The organism is Sphingobacterium faecium, assembly GCF_003054045.1.
Taxonomy (GTDB): Bacteria; Bacteroidota; Bacteroidia; order Sphingobacteriales; family Sphingobacteriaceae; genus Sphingobacterium; species Sphingobacterium faecium.
This window is the reverse complement of the sequence record NZ_QBKH01000008.1, coordinates 146389-167910: the sequence shown is the minus strand read 5'-3', so window position 1 is coordinate 167910 and position 21522 is coordinate 146389. Positions and strand designations below refer to the sequence as shown.

Annotated in this window: 21 protein-coding genes; 14 read left to right on the top strand and 7 right to left on the bottom strand. The window is 34.8% G+C overall.

Features of this window, described 5'->3' with window-relative positions; genetic code table 11:
- The first annotated feature begins 255 nt into the window (after positions 1-255).
- The 5 genes from mgrA (at position 256) to C8N37_RS20380 (ending at position 5592) form a co-directional block, all read left to right on the top strand.
- Positions 256-1248 (top strand): L-glyceraldehyde 3-phosphate reductase, encoded by a 993-nt coding sequence (gene mgrA, locus C8N37_RS20400; RefSeq protein WP_108160661.1) that lies wholly within the window; start codon positions 256-258, stop codon positions 1246-1248.
- A 140-nt stretch (positions 1249-1388) separates the two neighbouring features.
- Positions 1389-2054: a 16S rRNA (cytidine(1402)-2'-O)-methyltransferase gene (gene rsmI / locus C8N37_RS20395; protein ID WP_108160660.1), complete on the top strand. Its 666-nt coding sequence runs from the start codon at positions 1389-1391 to the stop codon at positions 2052-2054.
- Between the two features lie 34 nt (positions 2055-2088).
- Complete coding sequence (locus C8N37_RS20390) at positions 2089-2784, top strand: PH domain-containing protein (protein ID WP_108160659.1); 696 nt, start codon at positions 2089-2091, stop codon at positions 2782-2784.
- A 2-nt stretch (positions 2785-2786) separates the two neighbouring features.
- The gene (gene lnt, locus C8N37_RS20385) at positions 2787-4415 is read left to right on the top strand and encodes an apolipoprotein N-acyltransferase (protein WP_108160658.1); all 1629 of its coding nucleotides are present in this window, start codon (positions 2787-2789) and stop codon (positions 4413-4415) included.
- Between the two features lie 49 nt (positions 4416-4464).
- On the top strand, positions 4465-5592 hold the full coding sequence (locus C8N37_RS20380; RefSeq protein ID WP_108160657.1) for a cysteine desulfurase family protein: 1128 nt from the start codon (positions 4465-4467) through the stop codon (positions 5590-5592).
- Between the two features lie 59 nt (positions 5593-5651).
- Here C8N37_RS20380 and C8N37_RS20375 read toward each other — a convergent pair whose 3' ends face one another.
- Both C8N37_RS20375 and C8N37_RS20370 read right to left on the bottom strand, forming a co-directional pair.
- Positions 5652-6074 carry a copper resistance protein NlpE gene (locus tag C8N37_RS20375; protein ID WP_108160656.1) on the bottom strand — a complete coding sequence of 141 codons (423 nt, stop codon included), beginning with the start codon at positions 6072-6074 and terminating at the stop codon, positions 5652-5654.
- An 82-nt stretch (positions 6075-6156) separates the two neighbouring features.
- Positions 6157-6492 carry a tetratricopeptide repeat protein gene (locus C8N37_RS20370; RefSeq protein ID WP_186812858.1) on the bottom strand — a complete coding sequence of 112 codons (336 nt, stop codon included), beginning with the start codon at positions 6490-6492 and terminating at the stop codon, positions 6157-6159.
- A gap of 330 nt (positions 6493-6822) precedes the next feature.
- Here C8N37_RS20370 and C8N37_RS20365 point away from each other — a divergent pair, with 330 nt between their 5' ends.
- The 4 genes from C8N37_RS20365 to C8N37_RS20350 all read left to right on the top strand — a co-directional run bounded on the left by C8N37_RS20365 (position 6823) and on the right by C8N37_RS20350 (position 10792).
- Positions 6823-7560: an electron transfer flavoprotein subunit beta/FixA family protein gene (locus tag C8N37_RS20365; protein WP_108160654.1), complete on the top strand. Its 738-nt coding sequence runs from the start codon at positions 6823-6825 to the stop codon at positions 7558-7560.
- A gap of 22 nt (positions 7561-7582) precedes the next feature.
- Complete coding sequence (locus tag C8N37_RS20360; protein ID WP_108160653.1) at positions 7583-8557, top strand: electron transfer flavoprotein subunit alpha/FixB family protein; 975 nt, start codon at positions 7583-7585, stop codon at positions 8555-8557.
- Between the two features lie 193 nt (positions 8558-8750).
- Positions 8751-9374 (top strand): bifunctional nuclease family protein, encoded by a 624-nt coding sequence (locus C8N37_RS20355; protein ID WP_108160652.1) that lies wholly within the window; start codon positions 8751-8753, stop codon positions 9372-9374.
- A 44-nt stretch (positions 9375-9418) separates the two neighbouring features.
- Positions 9419-10792 (top strand): nucleoside permease, encoded by a 1374-nt coding sequence (locus C8N37_RS20350; RefSeq protein WP_108160651.1) that lies wholly within the window; start codon positions 9419-9421, stop codon positions 10790-10792.
- Between the two features lie 425 nt (positions 10793-11217).
- Here the strand turns inward: C8N37_RS20350 and C8N37_RS20345 are convergent, their stop codons facing one another.
- The 3 genes from C8N37_RS20345 to C8N37_RS20335 form a co-directional block, all read right to left on the bottom strand.
- Entirely contained in the window at positions 11218-12783 is a 1566-nt protein-coding gene (locus tag C8N37_RS20345) for a calcineurin-like phosphoesterase C-terminal domain-containing protein (RefSeq protein WP_108160670.1), read from the bottom strand.
- A 123-nt stretch (positions 12784-12906) separates the two neighbouring features.
- Positions 12907-13419 carry a hypothetical protein gene (locus C8N37_RS20340; RefSeq protein ID WP_244914488.1) on the bottom strand — a complete coding sequence of 171 codons (513 nt, stop codon included), beginning with the start codon at positions 13417-13419 and terminating at the stop codon, positions 12907-12909.
- A 98-nt stretch (positions 13420-13517) separates the two neighbouring features.
- Positions 13518-14081, bottom strand: a complete 564-nt coding sequence (locus C8N37_RS20335) for a C40 family peptidase (RefSeq protein ID WP_108160650.1) — start codon at positions 14079-14081, stop codon at positions 13518-13520.
- A gap of 116 nt (positions 14082-14197) precedes the next feature.
- Between C8N37_RS20335 and C8N37_RS20330 the strand changes: the two genes are divergently transcribed.
- Complete coding sequence (locus C8N37_RS20330; protein ID WP_108160649.1) at positions 14198-15094, top strand: EamA family transporter; 897 nt, start codon at positions 14198-14200, stop codon at positions 15092-15094.
- Between the two features lie 60 nt (positions 15095-15154).
- Here the strand turns inward: C8N37_RS20330 and mtaB are convergent, their stop codons facing one another.
- Positions 15155-16474, bottom strand: coding sequence for a tRNA (N(6)-L-threonylcarbamoyladenosine(37)-C(2))-methylthiotransferase MtaB (gene mtaB, locus C8N37_RS20325; protein ID WP_186812857.1), 1320 nt, complete (start codon positions 16472-16474; stop codon positions 15155-15157).
- A gap of 336 nt (positions 16475-16810) precedes the next feature.
- Between mtaB and C8N37_RS20320 the strand changes: the two genes are divergently transcribed.
- The 3 genes from C8N37_RS20320 (at position 16811) to C8N37_RS20310 (ending at position 19483) form a co-directional block, all read left to right on the top strand.
- Complete coding sequence (locus C8N37_RS20320) at positions 16811-17632, top strand: thymidylate synthase (RefSeq protein WP_108160647.1); 822 nt, start codon at positions 16811-16813, stop codon at positions 17630-17632.
- Between the two features lie 37 nt (positions 17633-17669).
- Positions 17670-18164 (top strand): dihydrofolate reductase, encoded by a 495-nt coding sequence (locus C8N37_RS20315; protein WP_108160646.1) that lies wholly within the window; start codon positions 17670-17672, stop codon positions 18162-18164.
- 134 nt (positions 18165-18298) lie between these two features.
- Positions 18299-19483, top strand: a complete 1185-nt coding sequence (locus C8N37_RS20310) for a serine hydrolase (RefSeq protein ID WP_108160645.1) — start codon at positions 18299-18301, stop codon at positions 19481-19483.
- Between the two features lie 61 nt (positions 19484-19544).
- Here the strand turns inward: C8N37_RS20310 and C8N37_RS20305 are convergent, their stop codons facing one another.
- The gene (locus C8N37_RS20305) at positions 19545-20549 is read right to left on the bottom strand and encodes a D-alanine--D-alanine ligase (RefSeq protein ID WP_108160644.1); all 1005 of its coding nucleotides are present in this window, start codon (positions 20547-20549) and stop codon (positions 19545-19547) included.
- A 154-nt stretch (positions 20550-20703) separates the two neighbouring features.
- Here C8N37_RS20305 and C8N37_RS20300 point away from each other — a divergent pair, with 154 nt between their 5' ends.
- On the top strand, positions 20704-21522 hold the full coding sequence (locus tag C8N37_RS20300) for a PASTA domain-containing protein (protein ID WP_108160643.1): 819 nt from the start codon (positions 20704-20706) through the stop codon (positions 21520-21522).

Sequence of the window (21522 nt, the reverse complement as noted above, 5' to 3'; positions counted from 1 at the left end):
TTTATTTACAATTTTAATTGTGTCATTTATACAACAATTTTATTCGTTTGAGTCTTTCTCTGGAGCACTATTCAAGCTATTCATCTTTCAATCTCTCCCATTTAGTCAGCATTTAGTGTAAATAAAGAAATAAAACAAAAGCAGACCATAAATAGATATCCTGTAAATATTCAAGTCATTTTTAGTCATATATGTTCAAATATTTAAGATAACTTGTAAATTGCCTTTGTAAACTTTTAAAAGCATAATAACTCCATGCACTATACACCAGATCACAATCGATATCAAGAAATGGAATACCGTCGTTCGGGTCATTCTGGAATTAAATTGCCTGCGATCTCATTGGGATTATGGCAAAATTTCGGTCATATCAATGATTTTGAAAACAGCCGCAAACTTATCCAGACCGCATTCGATTCCGGCATCACACACTTTGACCTTGCAAATAATTATGGTCCGCCTCCAGGTTCTGCAGAAGAAAATTTCGGAAAAATACTACAAACTGACTTTAAAGGATACCGCGATGAAATGATCATTTCTTCCAAAGCTGGCTACACCATGTGGGATGGTCCATATGGAGATTGGGGATCTAAAAAGTATCTGGTATCCAGTTTAGATCAAAGTTTAAAAAGGATGAATTTAGATTATGTTGATATTTTCTACCATCATAGACCTGACCCAGAAACTCCTCTAGAAGAAACAATGGCAACATTAAGCCTCTTGGTTCAACAAGGAAAAGCATTGTATGTTGGCATATCTAACTATAAAACAACTGAAGCTAAGCGTGCTATAGATTTATTGAGACAAATGGGCACTCCCTGCCTTATTCATCAGCCTAAATATTCCATGTTCGAACGCTGGGTAGAAGAAAGCCTATTGGATTTACTCACACAAGAAGCAGTTGGTTGCATCCCTTTTTCACCGCTAGCGCAAGGATTACTAACAGATAAATACCTGCATGGCATCCCTCAAGATTCTCGAGCAGCCTCTGGCAGTATATCATTGCATGAAAGTGATATTACAGCTGATAAAATTGAAAAAATAAAAGCTTTGAATGATCTCGCCATACAACGAAATCAAAAGTTAGCACAGATGGCTGTATCTTGGTTGTTAAACAAACCACAAGTCACATCTGTCCTTATCGGAGCGAGTAAGATCTCTCAGATAGAAGATGCAGTTGCTGCTGTAAAAAATCAGCATTTTTCAGCAGAAGAGTTATTACTTATCGATCAGATCTTAGCAAAATAATGTTAATAGCATCATTTTTTTATATTCAACCATTCTTGCTGATAGGCCCCTATTTTTTCAATTTCAATACAGGTATCTATCAGAGAGAATGGTCGTATAAAGCTTTGATTGCAATTATCAAAAAAAACTTACCTTTGTAAATGCTTTATTTAGTCCCTACGCCAATTGGCAATTTAGAAGATATGACTTTTCGCGCGATTCGTGTGTTAAAAGAAGCAGATCTTATTCTCGCTGAAGATACACGCACAAGCGCACCGCTTTTAAAACATTTTGGAATCGAAAAAAAAGTATTTGCTCATCATCAACACAATGAACATAAAGCGATTTCAGAAATCATTAAGTTTTTAAAAGAAGGACAAAATATTGCCTTGATTTCTGACGCTGGCACTCCGGCTATATCAGACCCTGGTTTTTTATTAGTACGGGAAGCAATTAAAGAGGGGCTTGAGGTACAATGTTTACCCGGAGCAACAGCCTTTGTTCCAGCTTTGGTCAATTCAGGACTACCAAATGATCGCTTTTGCTTTGAGGGTTTTCTTCCAGTAAAAAAAGGACGTCAAACTCGTATGAGATTCTTAGCAGAAGAAAAAAGAACGATGATTTTTTATGAATCACCGCATCGCATACTTAAAACAATTGACGAATTTATTCAAGTTTTTGGTCCCGAAAGACAAGCTTCCATATCAAGAGAGTTAAGTAAATTGTATGAAGAAAATGTCAGAGGAACACTTGCGGATTTAAAATTACATTTTGAAAACAATCCAATTAAGGGAGAATTTGTATTTTGTGTGGGAGGTTTAGAATAGTTTCGCCTTCGTTTATTTTTAAAATATATTTAATATGAACTTTGAACTTTTTGCCATTGACGGCCAAGATATCAAAATCGTTGAAAAGTTAGTCATCAAATTACAAGATATGATGACCGACGGAGAGCGAATTGATTATATCGCAATACAGAAAAAACCTGCAGTAACGATTCTTCCTGATAGTATCACGATCAGTAATAAGCGTATTTTCATGTGCGAATTCACTAAACTGGGTTTAGCCACTGATTTTGAAATATTCAGCTGGAAAGACATCAAAGATATTGCTTTTAAAGAAGAGATTTTTGGTTCTAAAGTCACTGTTATCCCTACAACAGGTGAAAATTTGAGTATCGATTATATTCCAAAAGTGCAGGCAAGAAAATTATATCAATTAATTAAAGGCGCATTAGAATCATCAAAAATAAAGGAGCTTGAACTGGAAAAAGAAAAATTTATAGTAACTGTTCCCAAACAAGCAGCACCCTCATTTGAAATACATACACCTCTTGAAGAAGAAGTCGTTAGTAGCAATGATCAAGCTTCACCTGAAATAGAAGAAGTCAAAGAAATTATGATCAAACCCATCATTGAGGAATCAGCTCCTAAAGTAGTCGAAGAAGATGATGAAATGACGCTTAAACTAAGAAAGTTGAAAAGCTTATTTGACAAACAATTGATTACACAGGCGGAATACGAAAATAAGAAAAACGAAATTTTATCTCAAATTTAATCGTGAGAAATCAATACTTACTGGCACTTTTAAGTGCCTTTTTATTATGGTTAGGATGGCCACCCGTTCCCTATAGTAGTCCCATTTTACTAATAGCTTTCCTACCACTTTTAATTGCAGTTGAACATATCATTCGGAATGAAGAGTTAAAGAAAAAAGGAAAAAAAATATTTTTAACGGCAGGATTAACAGCTGTTGTTTGGAATACAGCATCCATCTATTGGGTGTATAATTCAATATCTGCAGTGATGCCTTGGTATATTGCGATCTTTATATCATTGATCCCTTTTCTCTTAGGTGCACTCTTAATGGCACTAACGTTTCGCCTATACTATCAGATGCGAAAAAAAGTATCTATTGTCCTTTCCTTGTTTGGATTATTGGCTTTCTGGATATCTTATGAATATTTACACCAGTCCTGGGATTTAGCATTTCCGTGGATGACCTTAGGTAATGGGTTTGCAAATTTTCATCAATTAATCCAATGGTATGAGTTTACTGGAGTGTATGGTGGAACCATTTGGATATGGTTAAGTAATATCTTGGTTTTCTTACTTTATTTAAACAAAAAGCAAATCAATACACTGATTAAACCACGATACATTAAAATAGCATTGGGACTAACTTTACTCTTACCGTCAACTTATTCTATCATTCGTTATTTAACATTTGAAGAGCACATTAACCCTTCTCAAATTGTAACCGTTCAACCCAATATTGATCCATTTGGAAAATTTGGATCCATCAGCTCCGAAGACCAATTAAATACATTGATGCAACTTTCAAAATCAGTTGCAAAACCGAATACGGAGTTTTTTATTTGGCCAGAGACAGCTTTATCCCAAAGAGGTGATTTCGATGAAGAAGATTTTAGAAATACCAGCACATTTGATTCACTTATCAATTTTTTAAATGATTATAAAAATGGTAACATATTAACAGGAATTGAGAGTTATCAATTGTATAATGATCCAAGAACAAGTACTGCAAGAGAAATAGCTCCAAATATATACAAAGACAATTTTAATGCAGCAACACTAGTTGACGTTTCATCAAAACTTCAATTTTATCATAAGTCAAAATTGGTTCCTGGAGTAGAGCAGATGCCATTCGGTAGTGCTATCCATTTCTTAAAACCACTCTTTAGTGCTTTTGGAGGAACAACAGGAGGATATGGCAAGCAGGACAAACCATCGGTATTCTATTCCCAAAGTGGTATCGGAGCCGCACCTGTCATTTGTTATGAATCCATATGGGGTAACTATGTAGCACAATATATTCAACAAGGGGCACAGTTTATCGCGATCATTACCAATGATGGTTGGTGGGGAAATACTTCAGGTAAAGATCAGCATCTGGATTACGCAAAACTAAGAGCAATCGAAAATCGTAGATGGGTGGCTCGCGCTGCTAATACCGGTATTTCTGGATTTATTAATCAAAGAGGCGATATTATCCAACAAACAAAATGGTGGCAGCCCGCGGCCCTGACGCAAGAAATTAATCTAAGTGAAGAATTAACCATTTATACAAAAAATGGTGATGTTCTAGCCTATTTCGGTATTTTTACCGCTTTACTTGCGTGTTTAACATTTTTCAAAAAATCAAAAACAAGCAATTTTATTAAATAATCCAATTCGCACAGATAAGTAAACTTACTTTTACTTAATTTTGTCCATTATGCAAGTATATTTTGATAATGCTGCAACTACAGCGCTAGATCCAGAGGTTATTCGTGTCATGTTAGACACCATGGAAAATAATTTTGGAAATCCCTCCTCCATTCATTCGCATGGCAGGCAAGTAAAAACAATTGTTGAAAAGGCGCGTAAGTCAGTTGCCCAAATCTTACATACTTCTCCATCTGAGATTTTCTTTACTTCGGGTGGTACCGAAGCCGACAATATGGCAATTGTACGTTCCATCGTAGATTTTGGAATCACACATGCAATCACAACTCCTATTGAACATCATGCTGTATTGCATACGCTACAAGAAATGGAAAAGTCAGGAAAAGTTCATCTTGATTTATTGCATGTAGATGCTCATGGAAATATTGATCTCCATCAATTAGAGGATTTACTATCTAACAATCCGAGAACATTCGTGTCCATTATGCATGGCAATAATGAATTGGGCAATTTGAATGATATTGAAAAAATAGCCGAAATTTGCCAAAAATATAATGCAATATTCCATTCCGATACGGTTCAGACCATGGGTCATTATCCACATGATTTGAGTAAATTAAAAATTGATTTCATTACTGGAGCAGGGCACAAATTTCATGGACCTAAAGGAGTAGGTTTCCTATATATCAACGCCAATACAAAAATCAAACCCATGATCTATGGAGGTGCACAGGAGCGCAATATGCGTGGTGGAACTGAGAATGTATATGGTATCGCAGGACTAGCAAGAGCACTTGAATTAAGTTATGAGCACATGGAAGAACATGCTGCTTATATACAAGGCTTAAAATCCTATATGATTGAACAATTAAAAGCTGCCATTCCTGATATTAGATTTAACGGCATAATAGAACCCAATAAAGCCCTTTACACCGTATTAAACGTATCTTTTCCTTGCACAGATATGGCAGATATGTTATTATTCAATTTGGATATTGCTGGTATCTCTTGCTCAGGTGGAAGTGCATGTAGCTCAGGTACAGATATTGGATCTCATGTGCTTGGCGCGATAAGAGCAGATGGCAACAGGCCATCAGTACGCTTTTCATTTTGTCGTCATAATACAAAAGAAGAAATTGACTTCGTCGTGGGTCATTTAAAAGATATATGTAAATAAAAACAAAAAAGACCTTCAAAAATGAAGGTCTTTTTTACTAATGTGATTTTATTTTATAATTACTCTTTTATTTTCTCTAACTTATAATTTTCGGCCAACTCTCCAACAATATCATTTCCTGATAAATCCAATTGCCAGAGTTTCGTCTTATCTCCTAATTTGAATTTATAATCTACCCCTTCTAGCGTAATAATATCATTTTCAAACTTCCACTTTCCATCCTTAACAAATACTTCATCACTTTTATTCAAATATTTGGAAGTATAACTATAAGAGAAATTTTGATTTAATTTTAATACAGTCTCAATTCCATCACAATCTGCACAAGGCATAATACCAGTGTATGAACCACTCAAATCATGTAAAGTAACATTTTGATGGTCTTTCTTATCTTTCACTGCTTCCGCTCCCTTACGTTGGTTATCGCATGCAATAAAAACAAATAAGATACAACATAATATAATAAATAGCCTTTTCATCATCTTTAAAACTCGCTCTCGAAATCTCCAAGAAACTACAGGCAAATTGAATACCAAAAATGAAATTTACAACGTTAAAATAATGTTAATATTCATCTTCATCATCTCCATCAAGTAAACTCAATGCTCCACGGAGTTCGTTTAAAGCATGCATATTACGCTTTTGTTGCGTTATAAGTATGCCATTTTTATAGATTGTACGGGCATCTTCAGGTCTATTCATCTTTTCATATAATTTTCCTAAGTGATAATAAGTCCCCACGTAGTCGGTATGATGGGTTACCAAATCTATATATCCTTTCAGCGCCTCTTCTTGATTTCCTAATTTCAAATACTCGGTTGCCAATGCGTATTTCAAAAAAGGATCTTGCGGAGCATCTTTTAAAAATTCCTTCAATTGTTCTAAACGGTCAGACATCATCTATTTTTAATTTATATCGGTAAAGCTACAAATAATAGAACAAGCTAAAAAACGAATGGGAAAAACCAATTTACTATGCTAGCATATAAAAATGACAAATTATTGACGAATCTTTTGTAAATCAAATTCTTAATAATATTATTCAAAAATTACATTTAAATCAAAAAATAACTTATTCTGTTAAAAAAAATACAACATATAAACTAAAAAAAACATTTACTTTAATAAAAATGAAAACAAAGTCTTACTATACTTTAGCTCGCTACTCTCCCAAATTATCTTTACATTTAACTTAAATAATAGTAGGTTTGTATAAAACGGTTATAAATTATGAAAATATTAGTGTGTATAAGTAATGTCCCGGACACTACTTCCAAAATTACATTCACGAATGACAACACCGCTTTTAATAATGTTGGTGTACAATATATTGTGAATCCATATGATGAGATTGCTTTATCAAAAGCCATAGATTTGGCAGAAGGTGGAAAAGGTTCTGTAACTGTGATCACAGTTGGAGATGCAAGTACAGATGCAACTATCCGCAAGGCTTTAGCAACTGGTGCAGATAATGCCATTCGAATAAATGCCTTACCTAGAGATGCTTGGTTTGTCGCCAATCAGATTGCTAACTACGCAAAAGAAAGTAACTTTGATCTGATATTAACAGGAAGAGAGTCTATTGATTATAACGGAACACAAGTAGGAGCTTTTATTGCTTCTATATTGAATATTCCATCTGTATCAATCAGCAAAAAATTAGATATTGATGGTCGTACTGCGACTGTAGAACGTGAGATCGAAGGCGGAAAAGAAGTGCTAACACTAAATTTACCAGCAGTGATCGGTACAGCAGAAGGTGTGGCTGAGACAAAAATACCAAATATGAGAGGTATTATGACTGCTCGAACAAAACCATTAGATGTTATTGAGCCCATTGAAGTTACTCAACTGTCCCGTATCGTCAAGTTTGAGACTCCAGAACCACGTGGTGCAGTGACATTAGTGGATGCAAGCGATGTGGAAAAATTAGTTTCTCTTTTGCATGAAAAAGCAAAAGTTATTTAACCAACATTAAAACGAAAAAAACATGTCAATATTAGTATATGTAGAAAATACAGATGGTCAATTTAAGAAATCAGCTTTTGAAGCAGTTTCTTATGCGAAAGCCGTAGCTGATCAATCGGGCAATCAAGTCGTTGCATTATCAATTGGAAATGTAGAAGATGCTCAACTAACTCTCCTAGGAAAGTACGGTGCCAGCAAAGTTTTAAATGTCAATACAGAACAATTAAAATCATTTGTCAATCAAGCTTATGCCGCAATCATTGTTGATGCAGCCAAATCTAATGATGCATCTGTTCTTATTTTATCCAACTCTTTCTCAGGAAAAGGCTTAGCTCCAAGAGTTGCAGCAAAATTAAACGCAGCATTGGCAGATGGTGCTATTGAATTACCCAGCGCTACTGGTGAGAACTTACAAGTAAAAACTGGTGCTTTTTCTGGAAAAGCATTTGCTTTTGTTGAATTAACCTCTACAATTAAAGTAATTGCACTTAATCCTAATTCTTTTGAAGTGAAAGAAGCAGAAACTTCTGCAACGATTGAAAATTATTCACCGAGTATTGATGCTGAAGATTTTAGTACAATTGTCAAAGATATCATTAGAGCGACAGATAAAATTTCACTGCCAGAAGCTGATATTGTAGTATCAGCAGGTCGTGGTCTTAAAGGACCTGAAAACTGGGGTATGATCGAAGAATTAGCGGATGTGCTAGGAGCTGCTACTGCTTGTTCAAAACCAGTTTCTGATGCCGGTTGGAGACCTCATTCTGAACACGTAGGACAGACAGGAATTGCTGTAAGCCCCAATTTATATATTGCCATCGGTATCTCAGGTGCTATCCAACATTTAGCTGGTGTAAGTGCATCAAAAACAATTGTCGTTATCAATAAAGATCCTGAGGCTCCTTTTTTCAAGGTAGCAGATTATGGCATTGTTGGAGATGCATTTGATGTCATTCCTAAATTAATTGTAGCGTTAAAAGCTTATAAAGAACTATAAAATTTTTCTTTTAGAAACTCCATTCTCAATAAAAATGTGAATGGAGTTTTTTTGTTCTCCACTATTCATCTCTTTTTTAGTTAAAAAACGTCCTATCACTGAGAGAGAACGACAAATTTACCTTTATATCGCCGTCATCATATTGCTATTCTAAGCAAATTTATCTAAGTTTGTAAACCGTAAAGGTATCATAATGAAGAAAATCAAGTTAGACATCGTTGGTTTATCATACAGTCAGACACAATCTGGAGCATATGCACTAGTTCTAGGTGAATCTGGAGGTAATCGCCGTCTTCCTATTATCATTGGAAGTCACGAAGCACAAGCTATTGCGATTAGAATTGAAAAGATGGTTCCCAGTCGTCCACTAACCCATGATTTATTTCAAAATTTTGCAAAAGCTTTTCAAATTAATTTAGAAGAAGTCCTGATATATAATCTAATAGAAGGTATATTTTATGCAAAGATTATTTGTTCCGATGGCCAAAAAACAGTAGAAATAGATGCTCGTACATCAGATGCTGTAGCATTAGCAGTACGCTTCGGAGCACCGATTTATGCCTACGATTTCATTTTATCTTCTGCTGGCATCGTTATCGAAGGTAACGAATTTGCCTTTCTTGAAAACTTAGAAAATGCAGTATCATCAGAAGTGGTACCTGATGATATAAAAGAAGAAACTACTAAGCCGCAAATCCAAAATCCTTTCTCAAGTCTTACAGATGAACAATTAAAAACTGTTCTTGAACAATCACTCCATGATGAAAACTATGAGCAAGCGGCATTAATTCGCGATGAAATCTCGCGCAGAAAATAATAATCGAATCCTCGACAAAAAACAAACTCAACTATACATTACTTATGTCTATTAAATTAAGGTTGACCATTATGAACTTCCTCCAATTTTTTGTGTGGGGAGCATGGTTAATTACAATAGCAAATTACTGGTTTGGTACCAAGCAATGGGACGGAACTCAATTTGGAGCCATCTTTGCAACAATGGGTTTTGCCTCTTTGTTTATGCCAACTTTAATGGGGATTATCGCAGATCGATGGGTCAACGCTGAGAAATTATATTTAGTGCTCCACCTATTATATGCTGCTGTCATGTTTTACCTTCCGCAAATAAATGATCCGACCACCTTTTTTTATGCCATGCTTTTAGCCATGTGTTTTTACATGCCTACACTCGCATTATCAAATTCGATCGCATATACCGTACTTACCCAAGGAAAATATGATCTTGTAAAAGCCTTCCCTCCGATTCGTGTTTTTGGAACTATTGGATTTATTGCAGCGATGTGGCTTGTGAATTTGACAGGAAGTAAAGCATCAGAAATGCAATTTTATATTGCAGGAATTTTTGCACTAGGATTAGGTCTATTTTCATTTTCTATACCAAAATGTCCACCAAAAAATGTGAAAAATGAAAATTCGTCTTTGGCAAGAACACTCGGTTTAGAAGCTTTTAAATTATTTGGAAACTATAAAATGGCTTTGTTCTTTATATTTTCTATGTTTTTAGGAGCTGCCCTGCAATTAACAAATGCATATGGTGATGTATTTTTAGATGAATTCAAATTTTTCCCTAAGTACACCGATTCATTTGTGATCAAATATTCGACAATCATTATGTCGATTTCACAGATATCAGAGACCCTATTTATCTTAGCCATTCCATTTTTCTTAAAAAGATTTGGCATTAAAAAAGTCATGTTGATATCGATGTTTGCATGGGTATTGCGTTTTGGATTATTTGCCTATGGAGATCCATCTTCTGGGCTTTGGATGATCGTCTTATCTTGTATTGTATACGGTATGGCATTTGATTTTTTCAATATCTCAGGTTCATTATTTGTTGAAACATCCACCAGTCCACAAATAAGAAGTTCGGCTCAGGGTCTTTTTATGATGATGACTAATGGATTTGGAGCAGTATTCGGCAGCTTAGTATCGGGATGGATTATTGACAAATATTACTCCATATCCTTTAATAGCATGGCACAATTAGCATCCTTTTTAGATACTGATGTCGATAATAATACATTAGTTTCTTTTGTTAAAGAAAGAGGGATGTCCATCGGTGAAAATGGACTATTTAATACACAGCTTATCCTTAAAGACTGGCATCATATCTGGCTTGCATTCTCTATTTATACGTTAATATTGGCCGTTTTATTCGCTATTTTGTTCAAGCATAAACACGATAAAAACCTACCATTAGGTGCTAAATAAGAAGAAGAATATCTATTTCATGAAACACACCGATCTGATGACTTAAGAAATCTAATTCTTAAAATAAACATACCACTTGACAAGATAGATCGAACAAAGATATTTCATCAGGGATATTCAATTGTTGAGAAATTGAATGTTTAAAATCTATACCGGGTATTCATTCAACAATAATCAAGAAAAGAAAATGGGCTATCCAAGTTTGGACAGCCCATATCTTTTTAAAAAACAAACTAAATTTTAGACGTGTTTCGCAACAGATCCCACATTAACCTTTTACTATATGAATCAAAAATTACTCTGGTACAAATATAAAGTTGTTATATTAAGCTATTCTTAAGTAATGTTTAACCTTTCAATATCATTCATAAAAAAAGCAACCTAAAAAGGTTGCTTAACGGTTTTTATATGGCTATTAACTACTTTTATTTACGGACAACTTGAATTTCTTTAATCGCTGTATGTGTTCTATTGAACATATCGATTGCTTTTACTTCAACTTTATAATTTCCCTCTTTTAACTTTGGTAATTTAAGTTTCCATAAATGAGTACTAACTGTTCCATCCGACGGTCTTCTCCCCTCTTTGTATGCTGTTGCTAGATCAAATTGATGCACTACATGATCGAAAGATGGATCAATCTCGCTAACCTGCTCCATTTCCTTCCATTTACCTTCATCGATACGATACAAAACTTGATCACCTTTTTTACCAATGAAAAAGTTTGCATATACTGGATATCGTTGTGTATATTTCTGATCAATAATTGAGGGACCGTATAATGCAATCTGATAATTTGCATCCTTACCTACGACCTTATAGTCAAAAGAATAGTCATTATTCTTAATATTTAAGATGGCATATCCTTTTGGTGTTCCATCTCGCATAGTTGACACAGGTATTCCATCTTCATCGAGTTCGCCAGAATACCAATCTCCAGAAGTAGTTCCTACATTAAATTCGTGATGTGGTTTTTTTTGTTTCCATCCCTCCTGCGCTCCGAAGAAATTTTGTTGCTGAAAATGAGTATGTGCAGATAAGGATAACGTATTCGGAAAGTCGCTTAAAATATCAAATAGTCTATCGCGATCTGATGTACGGAAAACAGAAGCATCATCATGTGCTAAAGGAATATGAAAAGCCAAGACAATCAACTTATCTTTTGGTACATACTTCAAATCATTAGCAATAAAATCCAATTGATCTTTTCTCAATCCACCTTTATACCCTTTTCCTGTATCTGGATTGGGATAAATAATATCATCAATTACTAAAAAGTGAGCATTGCCATAATTAAAAGAATAAGTTGCGGGACCAAAAGAAGCTTCAAAAGCCTCGTCAGAATAAATGTCTTCCTTGGTATCAAAATTTAAGTCGTGATTACCAATTACATTAAACCAAGGCAATCCCATTAATGCAATTGTACTTTTATAAGCAGGATGTAAAGATAAATCATTTCCAACCAGGTCACCTAGGCTTATGCCAAATACCGCAACATCTTTATTTGCGATACGATCAATGATTCCACGTTTAAAATAATCCATCTCAGCCATATCATATGCTTGTGGATCGCCAAATACAAATGCTGAAAAATCTGTTGATTCTATTTGAGGTATTAATCCAAAGTTGATTTCTTTAGGTAACTTTCCTGTAGGAGAAACACCTTTATAAGTCAATTGTGGACTTCCTTCAGGTTTATGGATATAATAGAATTGTGGCTGATGATTGGTATTTATCGGCAAAGCATAGTTCGCCGGTTTGATGACAAAAATAATATTATCTTTATTCACAGGCAACTTATACTGCCCCTTAGCATCTGTCTGGACGACATCGATACCATTACTAACAGAGACATTGGGTATACCGACTTCTTTTTTATCAATAATTCCATTCTTATTGATATCATTAAAAACAATACCTTTTGCAATTTCCTGAGCACTAACGGTGTAGCTCAAAGATAAAATTGCAGCAACAGCAAAAATATTTTTCATTTGAATGTATAACATAATTAAGAGCGAAGCTACTGCTCTAATGTGAATCAATAATCACCATATGTTTAACAAACTGTTAATTGCAATAAAAAAGGGAATCAAAAATGATTCCCTTTAATTTCTTTATTTACTAGATCTAGATTGGGCTGCTGCCAAGATCCGATTGACCTCCTCAATCATGGATTTACCCGCATCCCGCATTTTAGGATTACCAGCAAAATCAGCATCCATAGTAACTTTTTTTGATTTATCTTTATAGTTGAATTCTAAATAATAACGAGGTACTGTAGCTGTTTCTATATTTTTTTTCGCCTCAGGACCTGTCATATCATCATCCAAATTCCAAAAACCTAATTCCTGAGCTTTGCGATGCAAATAAAGCAAATCATCTTTAGTCATACGAACGGTATCACGTTCTATTTCATTTGTCTTGGTCACATACTGAAAAATCCCTGTATTTGAATCATAATGATTGTCCATATGATTAGGCTCACCGTATCGAAAGACTACAGATTGAAAATCTGTAAAACGGAAAGGTGCATTGCTGATCATATTACTGTAGTAATAAACACAGTAAATTAGAAACGGTACTACAATACATAAACCCAAAAAAATCTTTTTACCCTTGATACTCATCTTTATTTTAGTTTTAGACAAAAATAAGGATTAAAACAGTTTTATAAAGTTTTATATGTTATTTGACACAAAAAAGGGAATTCAGCTTGAATATTTGATTAAGATTTTGGTGATCCTGCATTTGTAAAGTATTTAGAATACCACGAATCAGCCAGATCTGAGATGATAACTCCCTTTTTGGTCGACACATGCACAAATTTATTATTATGAAGATAAACACCTACATGATCAATATTACGGCCACCAAATGAAAAGAAGACCAAATCACCTTCCTTCAACTGCGCTGTTCTTTTATTTTTAACGACCACACTCATATCACGCGAAGAACGCGGCAAGTCTTCTTTATACACTTTAAGATAAAGCATACCTACAAAACCAGAACAATCAACTCCTTTCTTTGTTGCACCACCCATACGATGTGGTATCCCCATCCATTCGTCAATAAAAGAGTAAAGATTCGGATTGAGCTCCTTTCTCTTTACATGTAGTAGATCAGCATAGCTATCTAAAGAACTTTTACTATAATCTATTCCTCTTGCTTCGCTAGCATCGGTCAATACAGCGTTTCCACGACCATAATTATTCGTCTTTTTCTTTACAGAGCAACTACTAAGTAAAAGCAACAGACTGATAAAAAATAATAAATTTCGTTTTAAACACATAGTGAATAGTAAATGTTACCCAAATGTAATAAAACCAAATTTAACTGACAAACACACATATCGTTCTTATTCTACCTTTCCAAATTGTAATTTTGTCCGAAGTTGAAAAAAGAGATATGGAAAAATTAAAAGGTGCTATTGCGGTTTTTATAGGCGCAAGTAGTTTCGGATTGTTATCTACATTTGTAAAAAAAGCATATGCACAAGATTATACCTTAGGACAAGTAACAGGTGTACAAGCTATTTTTGGTATGATCATCCTCTGGATGGTCTATTTGTTCATACAGCTACTCAATCCAAAAGCAAACGAAAGATTTTCCAGAAAATCTAATAAATGGAAAATTGTCATTAGCGGTATCTCTACCGGCCTAGTAAGTCTTGTTTATTATAAATGTGTACAATTGGTACCCGCCTCTTTAGCAATCGTTTTATTAATGCAATATATATGGATTGGTACACTAATCGAATTCATTATATTCAAAAATAGACCTTCTGGTCGTCAATTGATCGGTATTGCGATCGTCCTTATCGGAACTGTATTCGCAACTGGCCTCCTAGAGCACGGCATAGATAAACTCAATTGGACAGGAATTATATATGGATTGTTAGCAGCGACAGCCTATGCTGTATTTCTAATCGTCAATGGACGCGTAGGCAATGATTATCCTCCCATCCAAAAAAGCGCACTAATGGTTACCGGCTCCTGTATCATGATCTGTTGCATCTTTCCCCCAGCATTTTTGATTTCAGGCGCTTTAGGAGATAGCATATGGCACTATGGGCTTATTCTTTCATTTTTTGGTACAGTGATCCCTCCCTTACTATTTGCCTATGGAATACCTAAAATAGGCTATTCCTTAAGTGGTATTTTAAGCTCAGCAGAATTACCTGTTGCAACTGCAATGTCCTATTTCATATTAAAAGAAGCAGTAAGTCCTATACAATGGGTAGGTGTATTACTGATATTAGCCACAGTTATTTGGTTAAATTCGAAAAAAGAAGAAATCGTTTAAAAATTAACGAGGTCCGTGGTTATTACCATGGATCTCGTTAATTTTATATTCAAGTTGCACTTAATGTGCTAAGACCTCTTTTAATTCTTCTATTTCGACCTCACAGCTATCCGTAATCGACAGGAATTTCACATGAGCAACCTCATTGACCAACAACGGATCATAAGCAGTACGCACTTTTACATAATTTTTAGAGAACCCATGCATATATCCTTCCTTCTCATCACTTTCAAACAGTACTTCACCTACTTTATCTAATTGCTTTTCATAGAAAGCACGACGTTTTTTTTCCGATAAAATATGTAACATCTTACTGCGGTCACTACGTTGGGAGCCTGGTACTGCGCCTTCCATTTGCGCCGCTATTGTATTCTCACGTTCGGAATACGTGAATACATGCAAATAAGAAATATCCATCTCATTTAAGAAATTATAAGTGTCGATAAAATCTTCGCGCGTTTCACCTGGGAATCCCACAATAACATCTACACCAATACAGCAATCAGGCATTAATTCTTTTATTTTCTCCACACGTTGCGCATAAAGCTCACGCTTATAACGACGACGCATCATACTCAGTACTTTATTATTGCCAGATTGTAAAGGCATATGAAAATGTGGAACAAACCGTTTAGATTGCGCAACAAACTCAATAATTTCATTCGCTAAAAGATTGGGCTCAATCGAAGAAATACGAATTCGGTCAATTCCAGTAACTTCATCCAAAGCTTTTACGAGATCCAAGAACTTATCTTGTCGTTTACCATCCCGAATACCAAAATCACCGATATTAACACCTGTCAATACAATTTCTTTCACTCCAGAAGCAGCAATTTCTTCAGCCTGTCGTACAATTTCCTCAATTTTACCGGAGCGACTTGCACCACGAGCAAGAGGAATTGTACAAAAAGTACAGGAGTAATCGCAACCATCTTGTACTTTCAAAAATGTACGTGTACGATCTCCAATAGAATATGCGGATACAAATTGATTAGTTTCATCAATGGGTGCATTATGAACAACTGCCTTCTCGTTTTTTGTCAGATCATTAATATGCTCAATGATATTAAACTTCTCTGCAGCACCCAATACCATATCTACTCCTGGTATCTCAGCGATCTCCGCAGGTTTTAATTGTGCATAACAACCCACAATGGTAATATAGGCATTGGGTGAATATTTGAGCGCTTCCTTCACCACCTTACGACATTTCTTATCAGCATGATCGGTTACCGAACATGTATTAATAACATAAACATCTGCCGCACTATTAAATGGCGTTGTTTCATAACCCGCGTCTTGAAAGACTCGACCTATGGAGGATGTTTCTGAAAAATTCAATTTACATCCTAGGGTATAGAAAGCTACTTTTTTACTCATAATGATTTTGCAAAAATACAACAAAAAGCTCCAAATGAAAATTCTTAATTCTGATTTAAACGCTTTTCAATTAATTATGAGATTTTAATGATCCAAATAAAGGAGCCATGAGCTTCATATTACTATTTTTTGTCTATTTATAAGATCTCTTAAAAAGAGCACCAGTTCAGTTTTACCCGCACTCACTTTTTTGAATCATAATGTGAATACTTCAAAAATATCTTACCTTCGTATATAATATTATATGTTTATATCATGATCAACTTTTAAGGAATCAAAAATCCAAAAAGCTTATTCATTTCATAATCACAAAATAAATAAAAGCAACTATTTACAATGAAACAATACCTTGACTTACTAGAGCACGTATATAAAAATGGGGTCACTAAGACTGACCGTACTGGAACAGGAACTAAGAGTGTATTTGGATATCAGATGCGTTTCAATTTAAAAGAAGACTTCCCATTGGTGACGACAAAAAAGTTACATTTAAGATCTATTCTGCATGAATTAATCTGGTTTTTGAAGGGAGATACAAACATCAAATATTTAAAAGATAATGGTGTAAGCATTTGGGACGAATGGGCAGATGAAAATGGTAATTTAGGTCCTGTTTATGGTTCGCAATGGCGATCATGGCCAACACCTGATGGTGGACATATTGACCAGATTGAAAAAATAATCAAGCAATTAAAAACATCACCAGATTCGAGACGAATAATTGTTTCAGCTTGGAATGTTGCAGAAATCGAAAATATGGCTTTGCCTCCATGTCATGCATTTTTTCAATTCTATGTTGCCCCTGCCGATCCTGAAAATGGCATTTTAAAACCACAGTTGTCTTGTCAGCTTTATCAAAGAAGTGCAGATATCTTTCTAGGTGTACCATTTAATATTGCCTCTTATGCTTTATTAACCATGATGGTGGCACAGGTTTGTGATATGGAAGCCGCTGAGTTTATTCATACATTAGGAGATGCCCATATTTACAGTAATCACTTCGAACAAACTCAACTACAATTAAGCCGTGCGCCCAAGGCATTACCTCAATTAAAAATCAATCCAGAAATAAAGGATATTTTCGAGTTCAAATTTGAAGACTTCGAATTGTTAAATTACGAGTCACATCCGCACATCAAAGCACCAGTGGCAGTTTAACAGCAATGATCCCTATACTTTTGTGTAAAATAGAAATATGAGTAAACTGAAAATAACATTAATAGTAGCCGCAACTGAAAATAACGTAATCGGCAAAGGAAATAAAATGCCGTGGCACTTACCTAATGACCTTAAGTATTTTAAAAAAAATACGTTAGAACACAGTGTAGTCATGGGTAGAAAAACCTTTGAGTCTCTTGGTAAACCACTTCCAGATCGTAGGAATATCATTTTAACTCGTGATATGATAGCAAAATCTGATGAAGTAGATATTGCCAATAGTTTTCAAGAGGTATTGAACTATTGTAGAGATGAGCGAGAAATCTTTATCATTGGTGGCGGCGAAATATTTAAACAAACACTACCATTTGCCGATAAAGTTTTGCTCACTCGACTACAAACAACTATAGAAGGAGATGCTTACTTTCCTGATTTACCTGCACAGGAATGGGAGTTGGAAAGTGAAGAAAAACATGTAAAAGACGAAAAACATGCTTTTGATTATAGTTTTCAAGTATATGTCAGAAAATAACATTAAGGCTTCCTAGAATATAGGAGGCCTTAATCATAAAACTACCTATCGAAAATTCTCAGACCAAAATCAATATGCATAAGTATCTAACACTTTTTTTCATTAGTTTAATACCTTACTCCTTTGCTCAAAAAATGGACACTATCTATCTCGAAAAACTTCTAAAGAGCCATCCCGAACTTTTTCAAAAAATCTTAGATCATCCAAATAAAAATGAGGTTCAGATTCTCTATACACAGATTGACCGGGATAAAAACAATATACCACATTTTACATCATTTAGCTACAGATTAGACCCAAACTGGTATTTCTATCCTGCCAGTACCGTAAAATTACCAACTGCTATCCTAGCTTTAGAAAAGATAAACGAGCTCAACTTATCTGGATTATCGAAAGATACCCCCTTAAGGATTGATTCTTCTTATGAAAAACAAACTGCTGTATCAAAAGACGAGTCGGCAATAAACGGGCTCCCTTCAGTTGGTCAATATATTAAAAAAATCCTTTTGACGAGTGACAATGACGCACAGAACAGACTTTTTGAATTTATCGGACGTGCTGAATTGAATAGCAAATTACAAAAGCATGGCGCACAAAACTCACGCATTGTCAATAGGCTTGCAATTGGCGATAAAGGTATCTGGGCAAAACATACGAATTCAATAACGTTTTATCAAGAAGACAAACCGGTCTATAAACAAGAAGCACAATATGATCCAAATGATTATCCCATTAAGCTTCAAAATACAGTTCAGGGAAAAGGTTATATGAATGATAAAGATGAAATTATTCACGAACCTTGGAGCTTCGAGGGGCTCAATGTATATCCCTTAGATGACCAACAAATGATATTAAAAAAATTATTATTCCCAGAAGCATTTGAGCGCCGCGAAAGGTTTAAACTCAGCAAAGAAGATTACTCATTTCTATATGACTACATGTCTCGGTATCCATTTGAATCTGATTATCCTAAATACGACACTACAGAATTTTGGTCTACCTACAGTAAATTACTTTTTTATGGTCGCGAGAAAGAAGCATCTATAAATCCAAATATCCGTATCTTCAATAAATATGGTGATTCGTATGGATACAATATCGACAATGCATATATTGTTGATTTTGAGAAAGGAATAGAATTTCTACTTGCAGTAGTTGTACAATCTAATGAAAATGGGATTTATAATGATGGAATCTATGAGTATGACACCGTCACTTATCCATTTCTCAAAAACATAGGTCAGGTCATCTATCAAGAAGAACTTAAAAGAGATAAAAAAGTAAAACCCGATCTCTCAAAATTTAATTTTAGAAAATAAAAAAACCGCTTTACAACCTATCGTAAAGCGGTTTTTTTTTAAAAAATTCATCTTTTGTCGATTATCTTTTCAGAGCCACTTCAATTAAAGTACCATAAAACTCTTGTTCAGTCATCCCAGTCGCACGTACTTGCTGCGGAATAAAGCTCTGCGGAGTTTGTCCTGGAATGGTATTGATTTCAATAAAATAAAACTTATCCGTATCATTCTCTAAAAAGAAATCAATACGCACCATTCCTTTGCAATTCAATCGCACATAAATTTCCTTTAATATCTTTGCAATTCGAGATTGTTGTTCTTCATTAAGATCTGCAGGAGTGATTTCTTCCGTTAATCCAGGAATATACTTAGCCTCGAAATCAAAAAACTCGCGTGTAGTTTTCACCTCCGTTGCAGGAAGTACAATCAATTCACCATCTATATTACGATAGATTCCCTCAGAAAATTCACGTCCATGTACAAACTCCTCTATGATTACTTGGCTCCCTGTATTCTCCGCATCAAAAGCCTTATCAATAGCAGCCTGTAACTCTTCAGCAACTTTTACTTTTGTCATACCGATACTACTACCCCCAGCATTTGGTTTTACAAAATAAGGAAGTGATAATTTCTCTTCCACTAAGGACACACCTTCTGCACGTTGCGTATCAAATAATAAAACCGATTTTGCTAAGTTTATATGTTCAATATCTGCAAGTATTGCTTTTGTATATCCTTTATTCATCGTTAGCGCCGAAGTCAAAGCATCGCATGAAGTATAAGGCATACCCACTAAATCAAAATAACTTTGCAGGCGACCATCTTCACCTGGAGAACCATGTACCATAATAAATGCTAAATCAAACTTCAATATACTATCATTGAGCAATAACGTAAAATCTTCTTTATTGATAGGACATTTGATCCCAGAATCACTTACATAAAACCAAGCATCCTGTGTAATCGTAATTTGATAGATATCATATTTGTCATGATCCAACTGTGAATAAACAAATGCCGAACTTTTAAAAGAAACTTCCGCTTCGCCTGTATAACCTCCAGTTATTAATGCTATTTTTGTTTTCATAAAATTATAGTGATTCTTATAGCAAATATAATTTGCGATACACAGAAAAACGAATAATTTTGTTCAATAATTAAATGAAGTGTATTCGAAACAAATAATGGCGCTAAACTTGCTTGAAAAGAATACTATAAAATGATTTTTTAAAGAAATATAAATGTCAAAAATATTACAATATTTAAGAACTAATACGTTTAGAAACAATCTTCTAATCGCCATAGGTTTTGTTTTAGCAATTTTCCTATTCATCTATTTAGGTTTAAAAGTATATACGAAACATGATGAATCGATCGAAGTACCGCAAGTAAAAGGATTACATGTCAGTGCTGCTATTTCAGCATTAGAGAATGCCAATTTAGAATATCAGATTGATTCTGTGTATCAAATGGACGCTAAACCCGGCTTAGTGATCGAGCAAGATCCTGAACCAAAGTTTCACGTAAAAACTGGAAGGACAATTTATCTGACCATTATTACACAAGTGGCGCCTGAAATTGCTTTCCCTAAAATAAAGGATAAAACATTAATTGAAGCTTCTTCCATACTAAAAAATCATAATTTACGTATAGGTGATACAACTTATATTGCTGATATCGCAAGAGACATCGTATTAGATGCTCAATTTGCAGGACAGTCTATTCGTGAAGGCAGAATGATTACAAAAGGATCTAAGATTGATTTAATACTCGGTAATGGTCAAGGTGCAAATGAAGTTCAAATACCAGATTTGTCAGGGCTTACTGTTGCAGAAGCAAAATTTGCGCTTCAAGGAATAGGACTATCCTTAGGTACTGTTACATATGATATTGGTGTTTCAGACACCAGTACAGCACGTGTCATTACACAATTTCCAGGTTTAGAGACGGGTATAACAAGTATTGGTTCTAAAATTGACCTCACTTTGTCAAACAGTATTCCGACAACGCCTACAACAACGAATCCTACTTCAACACAAAAACAAAAAACAAATCCATAA